Annotated in this window: 19 protein-coding genes and 1 pseudogene; 4 read left to right on the top strand and 16 right to left on the bottom strand. The window is 43.4% G+C overall.

Annotated elements, in window-relative coordinates:
* Nucleotides 1-19 precede the first annotated feature (19 nt).
* From MmiEs2_RS02310 to MmiEs2_RS02265, 10 genes and pseudogenes are all read right to left on the bottom strand, one after another.
* The gene (locus tag MmiEs2_RS02310; protein WP_316559824.1) at nt 20-355 is read right to left on the bottom strand and encodes a 50S ribosomal protein L37ae; all 336 of its coding nucleotides are present in this window, start codon (nt 353-355) and stop codon (nt 20-22) included.
* 124 nt (nt 356-479) lie between these two features.
* Nucleotides 480-1,274 (bottom strand): exosome complex protein Rrp42, encoded by a 795-nt coding sequence (rrp42, locus tag MmiEs2_RS02305; RefSeq protein WP_316559823.1) that lies wholly within the window; start codon nt 1,272-1,274, stop codon nt 480-482.
* 2 nt (nt 1,275-1,276) lie between these two features.
* The gene (rrp41, locus tag MmiEs2_RS02300) at nt 1,277-2,479 is read right to left on the bottom strand and encodes an exosome complex exonuclease Rrp41 (RefSeq protein WP_316559822.1); all 1,203 of its coding nucleotides are present in this window, start codon (nt 2,477-2,479) and stop codon (nt 1,277-1,279) included.
* Between the two features lie 458 nt (nt 2,480-2,937).
* A pseudogene (rrp4, locus tag MmiEs2_RS08350) lies at nt 2,938-3,669 on the bottom strand (exosome complex RNA-binding protein Rrp4); the annotation flags it as partial.
* A 205-nt stretch (nt 3,670-3,874) separates the two neighbouring features.
* Nucleotides 3,875-4,588, bottom strand: coding sequence for a ribosome assembly factor SBDS (locus MmiEs2_RS02290; protein ID WP_316559820.1), 714 nt, complete (start codon nt 4,586-4,588; stop codon nt 3,875-3,877).
* 654 nt (nt 4,589-5,242) lie between these two features.
* Complete coding sequence (gene psmA / locus MmiEs2_RS02285; RefSeq protein ID WP_420891232.1) at nt 5,243-6,031, bottom strand: archaeal proteasome endopeptidase complex subunit alpha; 789 nt, start codon at nt 6,029-6,031, stop codon at nt 5,243-5,245.
* A 210-nt stretch (nt 6,032-6,241) separates the two neighbouring features.
* Nucleotides 6,242-6,580 carry an Rpp14/Pop5 family protein gene (locus MmiEs2_RS02280; protein WP_316559819.1) on the bottom strand — a complete coding sequence of 113 codons (339 nt, stop codon included), beginning with the start codon at nt 6,578-6,580 and terminating at the stop codon, nt 6,242-6,244.
* A gap of 176 nt (nt 6,581-6,756) precedes the next feature.
* The gene (locus tag MmiEs2_RS02275) at nt 6,757-7,659 is read right to left on the bottom strand and encodes an RNase P subunit p30 family protein (RefSeq protein WP_316559818.1); all 903 of its coding nucleotides are present in this window, start codon (nt 7,657-7,659) and stop codon (nt 6,757-6,759) included.
* Nucleotides 7,646-8,101: an RNA-binding domain-containing protein gene (locus MmiEs2_RS02270; protein WP_316559817.1), complete on the bottom strand. Its 456-nt coding sequence runs from the start codon at nt 8,099-8,101 to the stop codon at nt 7,646-7,648. Before MmiEs2_RS02270 ends, MmiEs2_RS02275 begins: the two co-directional genes overlap by 14 nt.
* Entirely contained in the window at nt 8,102-8,692 is a 591-nt protein-coding gene (locus tag MmiEs2_RS02265) for a 50S ribosomal protein L15e (RefSeq protein WP_316559816.1), read from the bottom strand.
* A 176-nt stretch (nt 8,693-8,868) separates the two neighbouring features.
* Between MmiEs2_RS02265 and MmiEs2_RS02260 the strand changes: the two genes are divergently transcribed.
* From MmiEs2_RS02260 to MmiEs2_RS02250, 3 genes are all read left to right on the top strand, one after another.
* Nucleotides 8,869-9,123 (top strand): hypothetical protein, encoded by a 255-nt coding sequence (locus MmiEs2_RS02260; protein WP_316559815.1) that lies wholly within the window; start codon nt 8,869-8,871, stop codon nt 9,121-9,123.
* Between the two features lie 148 nt (nt 9,124-9,271).
* Nucleotides 9,272-9,856 carry a hypothetical protein gene (locus tag MmiEs2_RS02255; protein WP_316559814.1) on the top strand — a complete coding sequence of 195 codons (585 nt, stop codon included), beginning with the start codon at nt 9,272-9,274 and terminating at the stop codon, nt 9,854-9,856.
* A gap of 56 nt (nt 9,857-9,912) precedes the next feature.
* Nucleotides 9,913-10,521 carry a DNA-3-methyladenine glycosylase gene (locus MmiEs2_RS02250; RefSeq protein ID WP_316559813.1) on the top strand — a complete coding sequence of 203 codons (609 nt, stop codon included), beginning with the start codon at nt 9,913-9,915 and terminating at the stop codon, nt 10,519-10,521.
* Between the two features lie 96 nt (nt 10,522-10,617).
* On the opposite strand, the gene MmiEs2_RS02245 is transcribed toward MmiEs2_RS02250, so the two are convergent.
* Nucleotides 10,618-10,953, bottom strand: coding sequence for a CGGC domain-containing protein (locus tag MmiEs2_RS02245; RefSeq protein ID WP_316559812.1), 336 nt, complete (start codon nt 10,951-10,953; stop codon nt 10,618-10,620).
* Nucleotides 10,954-11,187: 234 nt separating this feature from the next.
* Nucleotides 11,188-12,843: a hydroxylamine reductase gene (gene hcp / locus MmiEs2_RS02240; protein WP_316559811.1), complete on the bottom strand. Its 1,656-nt coding sequence runs from the start codon at nt 12,841-12,843 to the stop codon at nt 11,188-11,190.
* Between the two features lie 209 nt (nt 12,844-13,052).
* Between hcp and MmiEs2_RS02235 the strand changes: the two genes are divergently transcribed.
* Nucleotides 13,053-13,409 carry a winged helix-turn-helix transcriptional regulator gene (locus MmiEs2_RS02235; protein WP_316559810.1) on the top strand — a complete coding sequence of 119 codons (357 nt, stop codon included), beginning with the start codon at nt 13,053-13,055 and terminating at the stop codon, nt 13,407-13,409.
* A gap of 520 nt (nt 13,410-13,929) precedes the next feature.
* Here the strand turns inward: MmiEs2_RS02235 and MmiEs2_RS02230 are convergent.
* From MmiEs2_RS02230 to MmiEs2_RS02215, 4 genes are all read right to left on the bottom strand, one after another.
* Nucleotides 13,930-14,148 carry a hypothetical protein gene (locus MmiEs2_RS02230; protein ID WP_316559809.1) on the bottom strand — a complete coding sequence of 73 codons (219 nt, stop codon included), beginning with the start codon at nt 14,146-14,148 and terminating at the stop codon, nt 13,930-13,932.
* Between the two features lie 2 nt (nt 14,149-14,150).
* Complete coding sequence (locus MmiEs2_RS02225) at nt 14,151-14,291, bottom strand: hypothetical protein (RefSeq protein ID WP_316559808.1); 141 nt, start codon at nt 14,289-14,291, stop codon at nt 14,151-14,153.
* Between the two features lie 175 nt (nt 14,292-14,466).
* A complete protein-coding gene (feoB, locus tag MmiEs2_RS02220) occupies nt 14,467-16,449 on the bottom strand; it encodes a ferrous iron transport protein B (RefSeq protein ID WP_316559807.1) in 1,983 nt (660 codons plus the stop codon).
* 2 nt (nt 16,450-16,451) lie between these two features.
* Entirely contained in the window at nt 16,452-16,730 is a 279-nt protein-coding gene (locus MmiEs2_RS02215; RefSeq protein WP_316559806.1) for a FeoA family protein, read from the bottom strand.
* Nucleotides 16,731-17,311 lie beyond the last annotated feature (581 nt).

Below are 17,311 nucleotides of genomic sequence, written 5' to 3'. Positions count from 1 at the left end.
TCTCACAGCCTCTGTTTCATTATTCTTCGTCTTCTTCTTCTTCGTCCAAGAAATCGTAGTGGTATTTCATGGAGCTGTCGGTAAGCGCGTTCTTCATTGTGTTTTGGAAGGACTTGCCGACTGCAGTCTGCGGAATGTATGTGCCGCCTGCGAATTTGAAGCCGCATTTCTTGCATTCCCAAATGCCTGTTCCTGTTCTTCTGACGGACGGAAGGTCACATTTTGCGCATGTGTGCGGGCCTCTTGTACGTCCTTCAAGATCTGCGACGAGCTTTCTGTCTCTTCTGCCGTATCTGACACCAAATCTGCCTGCAGATCTGGAAACTTTACCTTTGCGTGAGTTTTTTCTAACCATAATGTTTCACCTAAACTAAAGCGCTGAAAAGCGCGGTAATTTTGAAAATTTAAACTTGAATGACTCAAAAAAACGGTAAAAACCGCGTCGTTTGAATCAAAAAGGTTGAATGTTAAAACAAGATTCAACCTCTTATAGAAAGATTAGATAAATATCTTTCCCTTATTTCGGCTCCTTTCTCCCTGGCGAGATTGACCATTTCAATGACCGTCTCGGGGAGCAAAGGTTCTGCGCCGCTCTTCTGCATGCCGGAAAGCGCGCCTTCATTTTCGGTAATAATCGTCAGCTTTGTATCGCAAACGTTTTCCTCGTCCAAAGACGGGTCCAAAATGAGCGTGTTGTCAATGCTGGCAACGGTCACGCCGACCGGAATGTTTTGCATCGGAAGCGGAATGGATTCAAAACCGTTCGCGTCGTCTGCCGGAACAGTCGTCGTCAACAAAGCGGCAATCGAAGCCAGCGCAGACGCGTCAACAATGTTTCCGGCATCGTTAATCACGCTGATGTCAACGAAAACCATCCAAACGAGTTCGCCTTCTCTGATGCAGAGTTTTTCCAAATCAATGGAATGAGACTCGCGGATTCCGCGGTCAACGATTCTGGACATTTCAATGGCTTCTTCTTTCGGCGGGCCTGCTTCGAAGTTGGGTGATGCAAGCGGGTTTAATTCCATGCCGGTCATGATGATACCGGAATTCGGAGAGTCAGGGAAAGGCGTTCCTTTTTGGAGCTTAATGCCGACTAAAATTTTGGTTTCGCCGTATTTTACGTAAGCGGAACCTTCGGCTTTGGCAATGACATGCGTTTGGACGGAAATGTCGCGCATTTCTCTGAAATCGCGACCGTCGGCGCGTTTGCCTTCGACAATTAAATTGTGAATAAAATCTTTCTTTAATGCGGAAAGTACTGCGTCGGTCATAATTATTCCTCCTCCTCATCTTCATCAAAGTCGTCGTCAAATTCCGCGTCCTCGTCAGCGTCCGACTCATCTAAGTCGTCCGCTTCAATGATAAAAATATCTGTTTCTTCATCGTCGGATTCTTCATCGGAATCGTCATCAGAATCATCGTCGAAATCGGAAACGAATTTTTCGATTTCTTTTAAGTCATCGGCATCCATTTCCTCGTCTTCGATGACAACGATGTCCAAATCATCGTCTTCAATGTCGCAGTCTTCGTTTTCATAGCTGCGGATGATTGCGGAAACGTCTTTTGCGAGGCGTTCTGAAACTTCGGCGACAAAAGCATTGATTTCATCGTCGAGATCGGCGGAGCCGCCTTCTGAATCGTTTTCAAAATCATCGAAATCGTCATCGTTTTCGGCAGCATTTCCTTTGCCGCTGTTTTCGATTTCATCTTCGTCTTCGATTTCTTCTTCGATCACTTCTTCGTCATCGTCGTCCATGACGGACGCGAATTTTTCAAGAAGCGCCGCCTTTTGAATTTCAAGAACCTGGCGGCAGCCTTTTTGAACGAGGTCCATCGCTTCTTCGAATTCGGACGGCGTTAAGTGTCCGTCCATTTGAATTAATGTGATTTTGCCGTCTTCGGTCATCGCAATCGGCAAATCGGCATCGCCGTAATTGTCTTCGGGCTTGTTCAAGTCCAAAACGATTTTGCCGTCAACTTTTCCGGCGGCGCAGGCGGAAACAAGTCCGCGCATCGGAATGCCCGCGTCGACGAGCGCCAAGGACGCTGCGTTGATTGCGGCCGTTCTCGTGCCGGCGTCCGCTTGAAGAACCTCGACGAAAATGTCAATCGCCGCTTTCGGGTAATCTTCCGGGAAAAGAACCGGTTCAAACGCTTCGCGGCTGACTTTTGAGATTTCGCTGCTGCGGCGGCTCGGTCCGGGACGGGCGCGATCTTCCACAGAGAAAGACTGCATGTTGTATCTGTAGCGGATGACTGCTCTGTTGGCCAGCTGGATGCGGCGCGGGTGCGCTTCACGCGGGCCGTAAACGGCGGCTAAGATTTTATTTGCGCCCCATTCCAAATAGCAGGAGCCGTTCGCGCGCGACAGAACGCCGATTTTAATTTTCATCGGGCGGATTTCGTCGGGCTTTCTTTGGTCTGTTCGAAGACCGTTTTCATCAAAAAAAACCACATCGGTTTGGTTTGAACTCATTTCAATTTCTCCAAGAATAAATGTCAATTAATTATTTTTTAAATTCTGCGTTATCTGTCAGATTTGTTGCCTTCAAATGCGGGCGGCCGTGTAAAATAGACGCTTTTAAAGCAGGAACAGTTTTCTTGTCTGTATGCTTCCGGCTGCGTTAAACGAGGCCTTCTGACAGGCGTTTTCTGACCGGAACCGGCCGGCGCGACAGATTCGTTTTGAACGAAATCAAAGCCGACGGCGGCATTTTCAACGGAATTTCCGACAACGACGGATTTGCCGACGGCCGGAATCAATTTTTCATCGGATTCCGCTTCGGATTTCGGTTTTCGCGCTTTTCGGGGAAGCGCTTTGAGAGCCGCCTCAGAGGATTCGATTGCCGGCGCGTCCTGTTCGGCTGCGACGGTATCGCTTTTCTTTTTGCGCGGAACAGATTTTGCTTTGGGCGCGGATTTCGTATCCTTTGTTTCAGATTCGGTTTCGTCAGCCGAGTCGGCAAAAGCTTTCGATTTTGCCGCGTCATGCGGTTTGAAACCTGCCGCTTCGTATTGTTCGTCGATAAAAGCGGCCGTTAAGTCGGTGAGTCCCGAAAGACGCGCGTCGGCTTCGATTTTCTTTAAAGCCGCCATTAAAATGTCCATGTCTTCGGAATTGCCGTTCATCCAAATGCGACCGTTGCCGCCGACAAAAATATCGCAGCCGGTTTTGGCTTTCAGCATTGAAATCATCGCGCCGGAACGTCCGATTATGCGTGAAACTTTCGAAACCGGAACTTCGAAGAGGCGTCCTCTTGTCAGTTTTTTGCAGATCGGGTCTTTGTAAGTCAATTCAACTTTCATTTCCGAGTTGACGTCTGTCACTTTCAATAAAACCGTGTCACCGATAGCGAAGTGCTGAGTCATTTCTTCAGACGGAACGCGCAGCGGATATTCGGTGACGTGCAAAAGCCCCTCGTAGGGGCAATTAATATCAAAAATCCAATTCGATGATGTCACAACCGTTGTATAACCGATGATGAGATCATTTTTTTTCGGCATGTAAGGGCCGGAAAGCGGATGAACAGAAAGTTTTCCTTTCTGAGCCAAAAGTCCGCATACGGATGCGTAGACTTTTCCGCCGGAAATATAAGTTCCTGAACCCGACATTGCCGGGTCATCGGACAGCAATTCTCCGGGTATAACAATTCTTTTTTTATCCATTCTATCCTCTGTTCGTCCTAGTTTGAGTTTTATATCGTACGTTTTAATCATTTTTATAGTCTTTCACGAAAATGAAAAAAAGGCGGCAAAAATAAAAATCAACGGAATAAAAAATGAGATAAAAATTAAACAAAAAAGAAGAAAAAAATGAAAAGTGAAGAAACAAAAATAAAGAAAAAAGAATGAAAAGAAATGAAAATTGGAATTATTGAGACGGAGAGTCGTCTCGAATCAATTTCGTTTCCGCTTCGCCTTTTGTGATATGATTCAGCAAAGCGTAGAAATCGGTTTGCATGCCGGCCGGGATTCGGATAACGGCAATCCATGAGCCGTCTGCCTGCCATTCGTTTTTGAGCATTTTTCCGAATGATGAGACGTCGCCGAATGCTTTCGGCGCGTAAAGCGACGGGATTCTGACGGCGACGCTGACTTCTTCGAAGCGGATTGGGATGAGCGGACGAATCGCTTTCATCGTGATTTGAACGAGCTCGTCAACGCTTTTCATCGGGTCGATATTGACTTTGGCTTCTTCCATCGCAATTTCAATGCGCTGCGGCGGGTGCGGTGCCATTGTTTGCGGGTTGACGGCGTTTTGAGAAATAAATGTGACAACCATTCGTCTTTTTTCTTCCAAGAAACGCTTGCGCTGCTCTTTTGTCAACTGAATTTCGCCGTCTTTTAAAATGATTGCAGCGATTTGAAGAACGTCATCGGTTTGAAACGTCGAAACCAAATCGGATTCGGCGATTTTATCGCCGCGGCTTGCGTTTTCAAAAACCGTTTCAACCGCCAGAATGTCGGCGATATTGATGTCGTCGCCGCGCTTGTACGCAAGCGCGAGCTCGGGGTCGACGAGAATTTCAAATTCTTTGCTTCCTTTTTTAATATGCGCCGTCACGGCGTCGTCGAGTGAAACCATAAATAATCAAATCCTGAATTTTTATAATATTTAGGCGGACTTCGTTTAAAGCATTTCGGTATTTTTGAAAAACGAAAACGATTTGATTTATATTTTGAAATGGGGGAATAGTTTTCGAGTTATTTTTTAGAGAAAGAGGATTGGCTTTCGATTTAATTTTTTGAAAAACGGAGCGGCTCGCGCGTGGCGGCGGCACTGCAGACGGAAATGGGGAGGTAGCAGCGGAAAACGAAAACGGTAAGGTAGCCGTGCCCACGTTCGCGAAGCGAACGGCTGCTAAAAAAAGATGCAGATGCACGCAGAAACGCACTCTGCCCCATCGGCAGCAAACGACAGCCGACAGCAAAAAAACAAAACATTAGCGGTTTATATTTTTCATTGAATCATGTGGTGAATCTCCAATCACTCCTTTCATTCGCTTCGCTCGCGAAATTCGTGATTGGAGGCGGTGATTTCATCTTTTCAATTCGTTTGAAATGAAACCGAAACATCGCTTTTCAATTATTTTATGAAAAACGAACGCCCGTTTCATTAAATTTTAGAAAAGAAAAACGGCGTTCGGGTTTTTGAATTTTGAAAAAAACGATGTTTCGGTTTGAATGAATTAGAAGAAACAGAAAAATAGAAAAAGAAAAAAATGAAGAAAAGATTCGATTAAATATCGAGGTCTTCTTCCTTTGCGTCGGCGCCGGTTGAATCTTCTTCTTCCGTTTTCGGGTATTTTTCAAAAATTTTGTCGGCGTAAACTTTGACTTCTTCGGTTGTCAATTTTCTGAAATCCGTTTCGGAAACCGGAATAATTCCGACTTCAAGGGTTTCGGGCTTGAATTTGCCGTCGGCGGCTTTGTAAAGCGCTTCGACACCGAGCAAAATCGCGTCGTCCAAAGACATATCTTCGTCATAATCCGCCTCGAAAACTTCGATGACAGGCGCGCGGCCTGCGCCGATTGCGGTTGCTTTGTATTCCAAAAGCGCGCCGCTCGGATCAGTTTCGAAAAGTCTGGGCGTGTTGTCTTCAACGCCTGCAATCAAAAGAGACGTTCCGTACGGGCGCGTGCCGCCGTATTGCGTAAAAGTCTGCTTGTGGTCGCAGATTTTCTTGGAAATCACTTCAACGCCAATCGGTTCATCATAAGAAACGCGATTGACCTGCGCTTCGACACGAGCGCGGTCGATAAGCGCACGCGCGTCGGCGACAAGGCCGGAAGTGGCAGCGCCAATGTGATCGTCAATTTGGAAAATTTTCTCAATTGAATTGGATTCAATCAAACGGCTGGAAACACGTTTGTCCACCAATAAGACAACGCCTCCATTGACCTTAATACCGACAGCGGTTGTGCCTCTTTTGACAGCTTCTCTGGCGTATTCCACCTGATAAAGGCGGCCGTCCGGAGAAAAGACAGTGCTCGCGCGGTCATACATTTGAGGGGCCATATCTTTCATAATTTTAAGTCTCCTTGTTTTGTTTTTAATTAAATAAAATATTTTATTGTATTCGAATTTAGTTGAATTTAATTTGAATTAATTTTTATTTTTAAAGTTAAATTGTGTATTTAAAAATAAATGTGAATTTACTAATTTTGATTTTATACGAATCAAACGATATAAAGATTCGGAAAGAAAAACCGATATTCAAGCTTTAAATTTCGTTTTTCAAACCACATTTCGAAGAAATTTCGTTTCCGCGCCCTTAACGGTTCCCGACACGCCGATTGTTCTGACAATCACCCTTTGATTGTCAATCGCTGAAATAAACGCCAAAGCACCGATCGTTTCCGAAACGGAATCGTGTTTGCATTTAACGATACCGATATTGTTTTCAAAACCGAGAACGGAAATGCCGCAGCCGGCAAAACCGACATCGCCGAGAACAGCGCATCCGGTTTGAGAAACAGCGCCGATAAAAGCATTTCTTTGAACGGGAGCATCACTGATGATTTCAACGGCAATGTATCTTTTTCGATTTCGAAGTGTCGGTAAGAGCGGTTCCAAATGAATACACCTGTTTTTAAAATAATACAGATAAAAGGAACATGGGAATTTAAGAATTTTGTTCGAACTGAAAAAGAATCAGCCGAATCCTGCGTTTTTCACAATATATTAAAAAATGAATACGGTTTTTAGTTAATAAATATACCGATATATAACAAATATATCAACTGTTTGTTTTAATCATTCATTTCATCTTCAACAATTTCGACACCCGACATGATAATTTGTCCGGATTTTTGTTTTTTGCGGCGTTCAATGATTTCTTCAAAATAAAGAGAAACGGCTGCTTTTGTTTCATCCTGTGACAAGCCGAGAAGTCTTCCAAACGCCTCGGATTCGTACGGCCCACGCATATCGTAAAACGAATCCGCGCCGCTGAAAAGCAAAACAGGAACCTGATATTTTCGAAGAATCGGAATCATGTCCATCGCATCCGCAAAAATTTTACTTCGCCGGTATCCTTTCGTTTGCAAAAACGGATAAATATCAAACCCGAACGCCGTCTTTTTATCACGCGCAATTTTTGCAACGATATGATTAATCCGGCCGCCGCTGACATGAATGCTGCCGGCGCCATAAGTTTTTCCGGCGGAATCAGAAACAGAAATCGGGATCACAAGATCAGCATCAGAAGATTCGGCTGCCGCACGAATGACTTTTTCATCAGAAGAACGAACCGCAATAAAATCCGCGCCCGGCCTTTCTTTTCGAATCAAAGCGGAAAGCGTGTTTTCATTCTCGGCTTCGATTTCAACGCCGCGATAATAACGAACAGAAGGCTCGCCGCCGTTGCCGTTGAAAAGCGCGTCACAGACACCGCTGAAACCGCCGGTGGATTTGTCCTTTCCGACCTTTTTGAAAATAATGACATCCGTTAAACCGAATCGTTTAAAAAAGGAATGAATCTCTTCCGAGTATGAAAAGAAATCTTCGGGATCAAGCCCTTCGGCTGCCCGAAAACATAATTCTTCAATAAAATCAGCGGAAACAAAATCAAAATAACGCTTGCCGGAATCAGATTGAAAATTTCGGTTTCCGGTTTGACTTGAATTTTGATTTGCGGTTTTATTTGCTGCCAAACAATTCCTCCACGATGGGACCTGCTTTTTCCCATGATTTCGGATAGGTTTCAATTTTGACGCGAACGAAAATCGCATCGGAGGATTCCGTGAATTTGAGTTTTCCGGCGGCTGCTTCCTGCTTTGAAAAACGCATATAAAAATTTAAATCGTCATCCAACCGCTCCGGCATTTGTTCGCGAAGGATTTGAACGTCTTCTTCGCTGATGTTTTCTTTAAAAAACTGAACGAATTTGGAACAAGCGCCTTTCTTTTTGAGAACGGCGGTTTGAATGGTAATCGGATTATTAAAATGCCCTTCGGTCTCGATTGTTTCTTTCAGATCGCAAAGCTGATCCTTTGGAGACAGGCAGGGCGCCAAAAAAAAGTCCAAAGCCGAATCGACTTTGGACAAATCTTCTGTCGCGTGCGCAATGACGCGAAAATTGATATGATGAATCAATCACTTTCCTCTGTTCATGTGTGCGCGAAGACTCGGTCTGTTCTTTTCAGAACCGTTTCCGCGAACCATTAAACCTCTGCCTTTCTTGCCGGCGCTGGTCAGACCGCGCTGTGCTCTTCCGCGGTTTGCGGGTTTGCAGATCCAGTTCAGGCGTTTGTCGCTCTGAATCACGGGGTGGCTGGGGTCAACGAGAATAACTTCGTACCACTTGAATTTACCGTCCTGAGCAACCCAGTAGGAGTTGAGGACTTCCATGTTCGGATATTTACGTCCGGCACGTTCTTCACAGATTCTCTGGATGCTTTTGCCGGCGGTAATCTTTTTCATACCCATGTTGTGAGTACGTCTTCCGCGGATGTATCTGGATTTTCTGAGACCGCCGCGTCTGACTTTGACACGTGCGACAACGATGCCCTGCTTGGCTTTGTAGCCGAGTGATCTGGCACGGTCGATTCTTGTCGGTCTTTCGATTCTTGTAACGGAACCTTCCTTTCTCCAAACCTGGAGGCGTTCCCATCTGAGTTCATCCACGTAGGTTTCGTCCGGCTTTTTCCAGGCGTCCCTAACGTATCCATAGTAAGATTTTACCATTTTGTTTCACCAAATTTTTATAGTTTCACGGTTCAGCCGCACTTTTTACGGCCACATTCCAACGGGACGGATCCCGAAATGAAACATGTGCCATATCCGTTCATTACATTTAAAGGTTTTTAAAAAACGGAGGTGAAAAGAAATGTTTAAAAGAATGATGGATATTATTCGAGAAGATGACTGAACAGAAAATATTTGTCGAACTTGATCAAAACGGCATCAAATCAAATTTCGAAATCGACCTTTCAAAACTCAAAACTGCCGGCGATATTCTCAAAGAATTGAAAATAAATGAGGAAACCGCGCTTCTTTTCTTTAAGGAAAAACCGATTCCGTTTGATGAAAAAATGGAAAAAATAATTGAAGAAACCGGAATCGAAAACATTCATGACGGCGATTTCCGCATTTTAAAAGTTATTTTTGACGAATGATAAAACTGAATGATAAAAGCTATAAGACAATAAGTCTAATTGAACAGAAATTATCCCATTCAAATATTTTCAAAATTTTTCAGTAAATTCAATTTAATTTTTACAATTTTTTAATTTCAAATTACAGTTTTACAGGTATGATCAAAAAATGACCGAACCTCCGGAAAAAACGGAGAAGCTTGTTTTCATTTTCGATGTTGACAGTCTTCCCGAAAATAAAATTTCCCTGATTTTTAAAAGAAGTTTTACGCCTTCCAAAATTGAATGTCCGCTTTATCGTTTAACGCACGGCGCGAAAGGATTGAAACCCGAAGTCGTTGAATATATGGAATCATTCGGCTTGGAATACGAAATCCTTTACAAAGACGAATTTATCAAAAAATATGAAGGCTTTGAAATCTTCGGCACGTTTAAAATTGCCGACGCGACTTATCCTTCCGTATATATCGTCATCGGAAGCAACCGTGAAGAACGCCAGGTTTACGAATTGATTGCCGCGCGCTATTTCAACAAATGCGAATCGCTTTCCTGCTTCGGCCGCGTCTTGGAGCGCAAATATGCGCAATTCAAAGAACTCGGGCCTGCCGAATACAAAAAAGTAAACACGCCCGGTTACAAGAAAAACGATTCAAGCGAAATTGATGAAAAAGAAGAGAAAAAACAGAAAATTGAAAATGCTCATCAAAAAATCGTAGACATGGAAAACGAAATGAAGAGAAAACAAAACGAATAAAAACGATAAAATAAAACGAAATATAAAATAAAAACAAAACTGGAAAACGGATTATTATGACAAAAGCAAAACGATTAAACTCTGATTTTTACACCCGCGATGTTCTAGAAGTTGCACCCGATTTGATCGGCAAGATTCTCGTCCGCCGTCTGCCGACAGGCGAAGAATTGCGCTTTCGAATTACCGAAACGGAAGCTTATCGAGGCGTTGAAGACACGGGCTGTCACGCCAAAGCCGGCAAAACGAAGCGAACGGAAACGCTTTACATGAAAGGCGGGCACACTTACGTGTACCTCTGCTACGGCGTCCACCACCTGATTAACGCTGTCACCGGACAGGAAGAGCAACCGCAAGCAGCGCTTCTGCGCGGTGTCGAAGGCTTTTACGGCCCGGGGCGGCTGACAAAAGCGATGCAGATTACAAAAGATTTAAACGCCGTCGATTTGACGGTGTCTGATGAAATTTGGATTGAAGACGACGGAACGAAACCGGAATATGTCACCGGAAAGAGAATCGGAATTGATTACGCCGATGAATATTACAGAAATATTGGATGGCGGTTTACCGCGCCGAGCGAAATTAAACCGAAAAAAACGGTCAAAGTTCAATCTTCTAAAACCACGGCAACCGCGCGCAAAAAAACGAAAGATGAAGATAAAAAATAAAAAGGATTGCGTCTGCCGCTTCGCCGCGCGCGAGCCGCACCGTTTTTTAAAAAATGAATTGAAAAAACCGAGTTCGGTTTTTAAAAAATATAAATTTTAATGATGCGTCCGCTCGACAATTTCAAGTCCGGCGGCCGAAATTCTTTTTTTGATCAAATCAATGTTCGGGCACAAATACTCATCGTCTTTTCCTTTGCACATGCAGGAAGAAAGATGAACGGTCGTCGCCCCGTGTTTTTTGATCGATTCGCATAATCGGGTGACGCGCCTTCCGCTGCAGCCGCCGCAAGTAAATACGGCAATCAAGCTGTCGGTTTCATCGTAATCTTTGAAAAACGCGGTTTTGTTGTTAAAAGAATTCACACAAGCAAACCCGGGGCAGGTTTCCGAAACAATATTACAGCGAACAATCGCGATTTTTTGAGAAGACATATTTTCCACCATAAACAAGACAATAACAAGATAATAATAACAACAATAAAAATAAACGGATGCCGATCCGTTTTTGAAAAAGCATCCGTTCTATTGATTTTGTTTGGTTAATCCATGTTCGTTTTTATCGTTTTTGGTTCGTTTTTATTCGTTGGGATTTATTGTTTATCGTTTCTATTGAAATCTTTCGTTTTTGTTTTTAGAGGATATGATGAATCGAATCCGAAAGAGAAATCAGAGTGTGATTAATCTCTTCATATCAGATTCGACATCAGTGTTTTTGCTGACATTAAACGTCTTGACCAAGACATCTAAAACGTCCGGCGAGATACAGGCCGGAAGCGTCGGACCGATGACGATGTTTTGAACGCCGAGGGAGAGGAGCGACAAAAAGACAAGCGTTGCCTTTTGCTCGTACCAGGCGATGTTAAAGACCAGCGGCAAATCGTTGACCGTTTCGACGCCGAATGCCTTGGCAAGCTCCAAAGCGATGACGACGAGCGAATAACAGTCGTTGCACTGCCCTGCATCCAAAACGCGCGGAATGCCGCCGATATCGCCCAAATCCAGTTTGTTGTATCTGTATTTGGCGCAGCCGGCCGTCAGAATAACCGTGTCGTGCGGAAGCGCCTCGGCAAATTCAGTGTAGTATTCGCGTTCCTTGCGGCGGCCGTCACAGCCGGCCATCACGACGAATTTTTTAATGTCGCCGGCTTTCACCGCGTCAATCACTTTGTCCGCAACGGAAAGCACTGCGGCGTGCGCAAAGCCTGTCATCACGGTTCCGTTTTCAAGTTCTTCCGGCGGCGGACATTTCTTGGCAAGTTCGATGATTTCGGAGAAATCTTTGCTGCCGTCAGCGTTTGCTGCGATGTGTTTTAACTGGGATTTGTCATCCGCGTAGCCGACCATGTTTGTCGTAAACAGTCGCTCGGCGTAAGTTTCCTTGGGCGGAACCAAACAATTCGTTGTCATCAAAATCGGACCATTGAATTTTTCAAATTCCGATTTCTGGTGCCACCAGGAATTGCCGTAATTGCCGACGAGATTTTCATATTTTTGGAAGAACGGATAACCGTGTGCCGGAAGCATTTCACCGTGCGTATAAACGTCAATGCCGGATCCTTTTGTTTGTTCCAAAAGCATTTCCAAATCTTTCAAATCGTGTCCGCTGATTAAAATGCCCGGATTCTTACCGACGCCGGTTGACACTTGTGTCGGAACAGGGCTGCCGTAAGCGCCGGTGTTGGCCGCATCCAACATGGACATAATCTTAACGCCGATGCTTCCGCATTCCATTAAAAGCGCAATCATGCCGTCTTTGTCGGGATTTCCGAGTGGGGACGCGTCAATGGTTGAAACAAGCGCTTTTTCAATGAACTGATAAACGTCTTCGCTTTCGGAGCCGAGGATGTGTGCATGCATTCCGTAAGCGGAAATGCCTTTCAAGCCGTAAATTAAAGTTTCCCGAAGCGAGCGCGTGTCAATGTCGGCGGTTGACAAAACACCGATTTCATCAGCCGTTTTTGTCATTAATTCGTCATAAGTAATGGTCGCGACATTCGGCGCTTGAGGTCCGGGCGGCGCGCCGTCGTGAACCGCGTTTCGAACAACATCACGGCGGTCAAGCGTTTCCTGAATTTTCTTTTCAAAATACGCGCCGTCGAAATTGACATTGGTCAGCGTTGCGAATAAAGCTTCCATGACAAACGGTCCGAAATCGGAATCGTTGCAGCCTTTTTGGCGGCCGCGGCTGTTGCAGAAAGCATATCCTTTCAGCGCGTAAATTAATCTGTCCTGAAGGACAGCGACTTCACCTTTTTTACCGCACATGCCGTTCATTGTACAGCCTGTGCCGTTCATTGTTTCTTCACATTGATAGCAGAACATTAAATTCCTCCGGAATTTTGTTTTCGTTTTAATTCCGTTTTTCACATTATTATATTAATAAACATATATTAATACATTCGTATAATCCATTCGTATAAATGATTTATTCTTCAAAAGATACTCAATCGAAGTGAGCGAAAAGTATCATTTTGATACTTGCTATTATGAAGATAGTCATTTAAATAGGAGGAAGTTTCATATCGGATACTATGAAAGAATGTACAATTTACAAAATAACGGATCTTGTCGGAAAAAAATGGACGCTTTGCATTCTTCATGAGCTTTACAAAGGGAATATGTGTGACAAGCGATTCAATGAGCTGAAAAGCCAATTAAATGACATCACGCCGAAAACGCTTTCTGCGCGCCTGAAAGAAATGGAGCAGGAAGGATTAATTACAAAAACAGTCGATTCATCGTCTTTTCCGATTAAATGCGAATATTCGCTGACGGAAAGCGGAAAAGAATTAATCGAAATCGTCCAGGCATTAAAAGACTGGGGAAATAAATGGATAACGAATAACGAAACCTGCCGCCGGACATTATGCATTGAATGCAAATCTTAAACATTTGATAAAAAAAAGAAAAACGCATGCAAAAGATGAAAATTCAAAATTGCTTTTAATGAAATTTCAAAATCGTTTAATGAATTTTCAAAATCGTTTAATGAATTTTCAAAATTGTTTAATGAATTTTCAAAATTGTTTAATGAATTTTCAAAATTGTTTAATGAATTTTCAAAATTGTTTTGATGAAATTTAAATTGATAAAAAAATCGGAAGAAAATGAATTAAACTTTTGAGAGGTGGCTGTAAAGCATTCCATTTCCTTCCGAATTAATTTGCTCGAATCCGACAGTTCCGGATTGGCGACGTGAAACTGTTGAAAATCCGGCAATCGTGTTGTTTTAATCGGCATGAATATGCTTTTTAAAACAATCGTTTAGATAATTGTGATGAAATTCGTTTTTTCAATTTTTAAAAAATGTTGATTTATAAATTTTTCAAAAGCGGTTGATAAAGCTTGATAAAATTTGATAAATTGATAAAAGTTGCCAAAACTGAATAATAAAGATAATTTCGGAAATTATCTTTTAATTGTTTTCAATTCATCTTCTTTTTTATGTGCCGCGCCGCCGCAGCACTCGCTGCCGGTCGTCTTGGAACAGCCGCCGCCGGAAGAGCAGCCGACACAGCCTGTGTCGCCGCGCATCAGCTTGCGGACCTGCCGGAAGAGAATGTACACCGCGAAGAGAAGCAGCGCGTAAACCAAAAGCTGCGGAAGAAGAGCAGCAATGTCAGCCATAATCAAACCTCCGTGAAAAAGGAAAAGCTTTCATTTAAATGAATACCGCCGAGATGAATACCGCCAAGGTGAATCCCTTCAAAGCGGATGTTATCGAGATGAATACCGGAAGACCCGGATTTTGTGACACAGATTCCTGTCATATTGAAATCTCCTGAAATTGAATGTTTTTATGTTTTTTGTTTTTGACAAATAAGAAAAAAGCTTCCCGAAAAATCGGGAAGCTTCTTTGCTGTATTTGTTTTGTATTTACTTTAATTGTATTTTGTTTTTTGACTTTTAATGTATTTGAAATTGTTTAAAATTGAACAATTCCAATCACAGGAACTGAACAACCAAAAGACCGACACGGTAGACGATAAACGCCGCGATGTAAGCCACTGCCGTCTGGTAAATTGCTGCAAGAATTGCCAATTTCCAGCTGTTGAGTTCACGCTTAATTGTTGCGAATGCTGCCAAACAGGGAAGGTAAAGCAATGTGAATACCATGAACGCAAGCGCGATAACCGGCGTAAAGAGCATTTCAAAGTCTTCGGGCGTGTACAAAATTTCAATCGTTGAAACGACCGCTTCTTTGGCGATGAAACCTGTAAAGAGAGACATTGCTGCGCGCCAGTCACCGAATCCGAGCGGCTCAAAGATCGGCGCAATAACGCTTCCGATAACACCGAGGATACTGTCTGCCGAATCTTCAACAGCGGCGAATGAGAAGTCATAGCCCTGTAAGAACCAAATCATAACGGATGCCAGGAAGATAATCGTACCGGCTCTGATAACGAATCCGCGTGTCTTTTCCCAGATGTGTTTGAGGTAGGTGTACAAGTCAGGGAAACGGTACGGCGGAAGTTCCATAATGAACGGAGAGGACGGGCCTTTGAAGATCGTCTTCTTCAAGAGCCAGGCGGAACCGATGGCAACGAGAATACCGAGGACATACAGGAACAACATGGTAAGTCCGTAGTATGCGGTAAAGAACACGCCGACAAACAAAGCGTAAATCGGAAGACGTGCACCGCAGGACATGAACGGTGTAATGAAGATGGTGGTCTTGCGGTCCATTTCATTATCGAGTGTTCTGGCTGCCATGACAGCGGGAACGGAACAGCCGAATCCGAGAATCAACGGAATGAAACTTTTGCCTGAAAGGCCGATGTATTTGAAGATGCGGTCAAGCAGGAAAGCGACACGGGCCATGTAACCTGTATCTTCCATGAGCGTGAGGAACACGAAGAGAATGAAGATCTGCGGAACGAATGTTAAAACGCCGCCGACACCGGCAATAATACCGTTGATGACTAAATCGATCATCCAATCGGAAGTTCCGGCGGAAGTGAACCATTCTTCGACAAATTCGGCTAATGTTTCATTGAAGAAAACGTCAATTAAATCGGTAAAGATACCGCCGACTGTAAATGAAAGTTCGAAAACGATAAACATAAGGACCAAGAAAATCGGAATGCCGATCCATTTGTTTGTTAAAATGGCGTCGATCTTTTTGGTACGATCTTGCTGGACCTGTTTTTCACCTTCGCGAACGGTTGCCGACACGATTTTGCTGATTTCGGAATAGATTTCAGCGGAATGCGCGTCATAATCGATGTCGTCCGCATTTTTCAAAAGCGTCGGGTCGAATTTTTTCTTTTCGAACGCGTCTTCGGAAATCGCTTCTTTTTGAGCGACCGGTGTTGCTTCGGGGTGTTCGCTGAAATATTTCACGCTGTGGTCCAAAATGTCATTGGATTTCGCGATTAATTTTTCAACGCCGCCTTCAGCGACTTTGGAGGATTTGTATCCCATGAGTTTCGCAACTTTTGAGGAGAAGCTTTTGCCTTCGATTGCGGAAATCGGAATAACCGGAACGCCGAGCATTTCGGACATTTTCTCAAAGTCGATGACGGTGCCGTTTTGTTCGACTTCGTCCATCATGTTCAACGCGACAATCATCGGGCAGCCCAATTTTTTAAGCTGGAATGTCAGGTAGAGGTTACGTTCCAAGTTGGTGGCATCAACGATGTTAATGACCAAGTCGGGATTTTCGTCAACGATGTAATTGCGGGCGATAATTTCTTCCGCAGAATAAGGCGTTAAAGAATAGATACCGGGCAAGTCAACGACATTGACGGTTTCTTTTTCGGCGGTGCCGGGTTTTGTTTTAACATAGGAACCGACTTTTTTCTCAATCGTAACACCGGGCCAGTTTCCGACTTTTTGGTTGGATTTGGTCAAACGGTTAAAAAGCGTTGTTTTACCGCAGTTCGGGTTGCCTGCAAGTGCAATTGTGTATTTTGCAAGGTCTGCCATGTTTAAGCATCTCCTTTGAATTCGCCGGTTGAGGCGGAACAGCAGCATTTGTCAGGGTCTTCGACGAAAATGCTTGAGGCTTCTTTTTTGCGGATGGAGAGGTTGTAATTGCGGATTTTAAGTTCCATCGGATCGCCGAGGGGCGCAACTTTAACGACTTCAATTGTTGTGCCGGGCGTAACACCCATGCAGAGCAAACGATTCTTTAGAATATTATTGCCGCCGATGTTCACGACTTTACAGGAACATCCGGGCTTGACTTGATTTAATGTATTTGTCATTGCCAATCACTGAATTTGCCAATCATTGATTTAGGATTTTAAGTTACTAAGCTATACTAAAATTTACTAAGATTACTAAAGCCGACCCATTCGTTTATCAAGATAAGAAAAACAATAACAGTTTTTTTCAAAAACAAATTCAACTTGTGAAGAAAAGAAACCGGCCTGATTGAACAAACCGGTTTACTTTTTTTCGGAGTTATCTGCTTTCAAGTTTTTTTGGGTGGATTATACGTTTTTGTTTTTGAAATGATTGAATGAGACACAAAATTATTGTGCCATTCGTTTTCTCACATATTTTATCGGAAAAAATCGTAAGATTTTAACCGGGTGAAATAAATCAAACAAACGAAAATGAGATCGAACAAAAATTAATGTCATGAAGAGAGGGTTTTCTGAGAGGCAATAATTTTTGAATTGGACTTATCATTTTTTGTTTATTCAAAATATTTCGTTTAGACGAAAACAAACCTTAATCAAACGTTAAAGTATATAAAGCTGTTGAACAAAAAATCGAAATATATTCGCCGATACAAAAAACATTAAACATACTGAAAAGGTGAAACCACTGTTGTTTTTTT

Source organism: Methanimicrococcus stummii (assembly GCF_032594435.1).
GTDB lineage: Archaea > Halobacteriota > Methanosarcinia > Methanosarcinales > Methanosarcinaceae > Methanimicrococcus > Methanimicrococcus stummii.
This window is presented reverse-complemented; position numbering and strand designations above follow the sequence as displayed.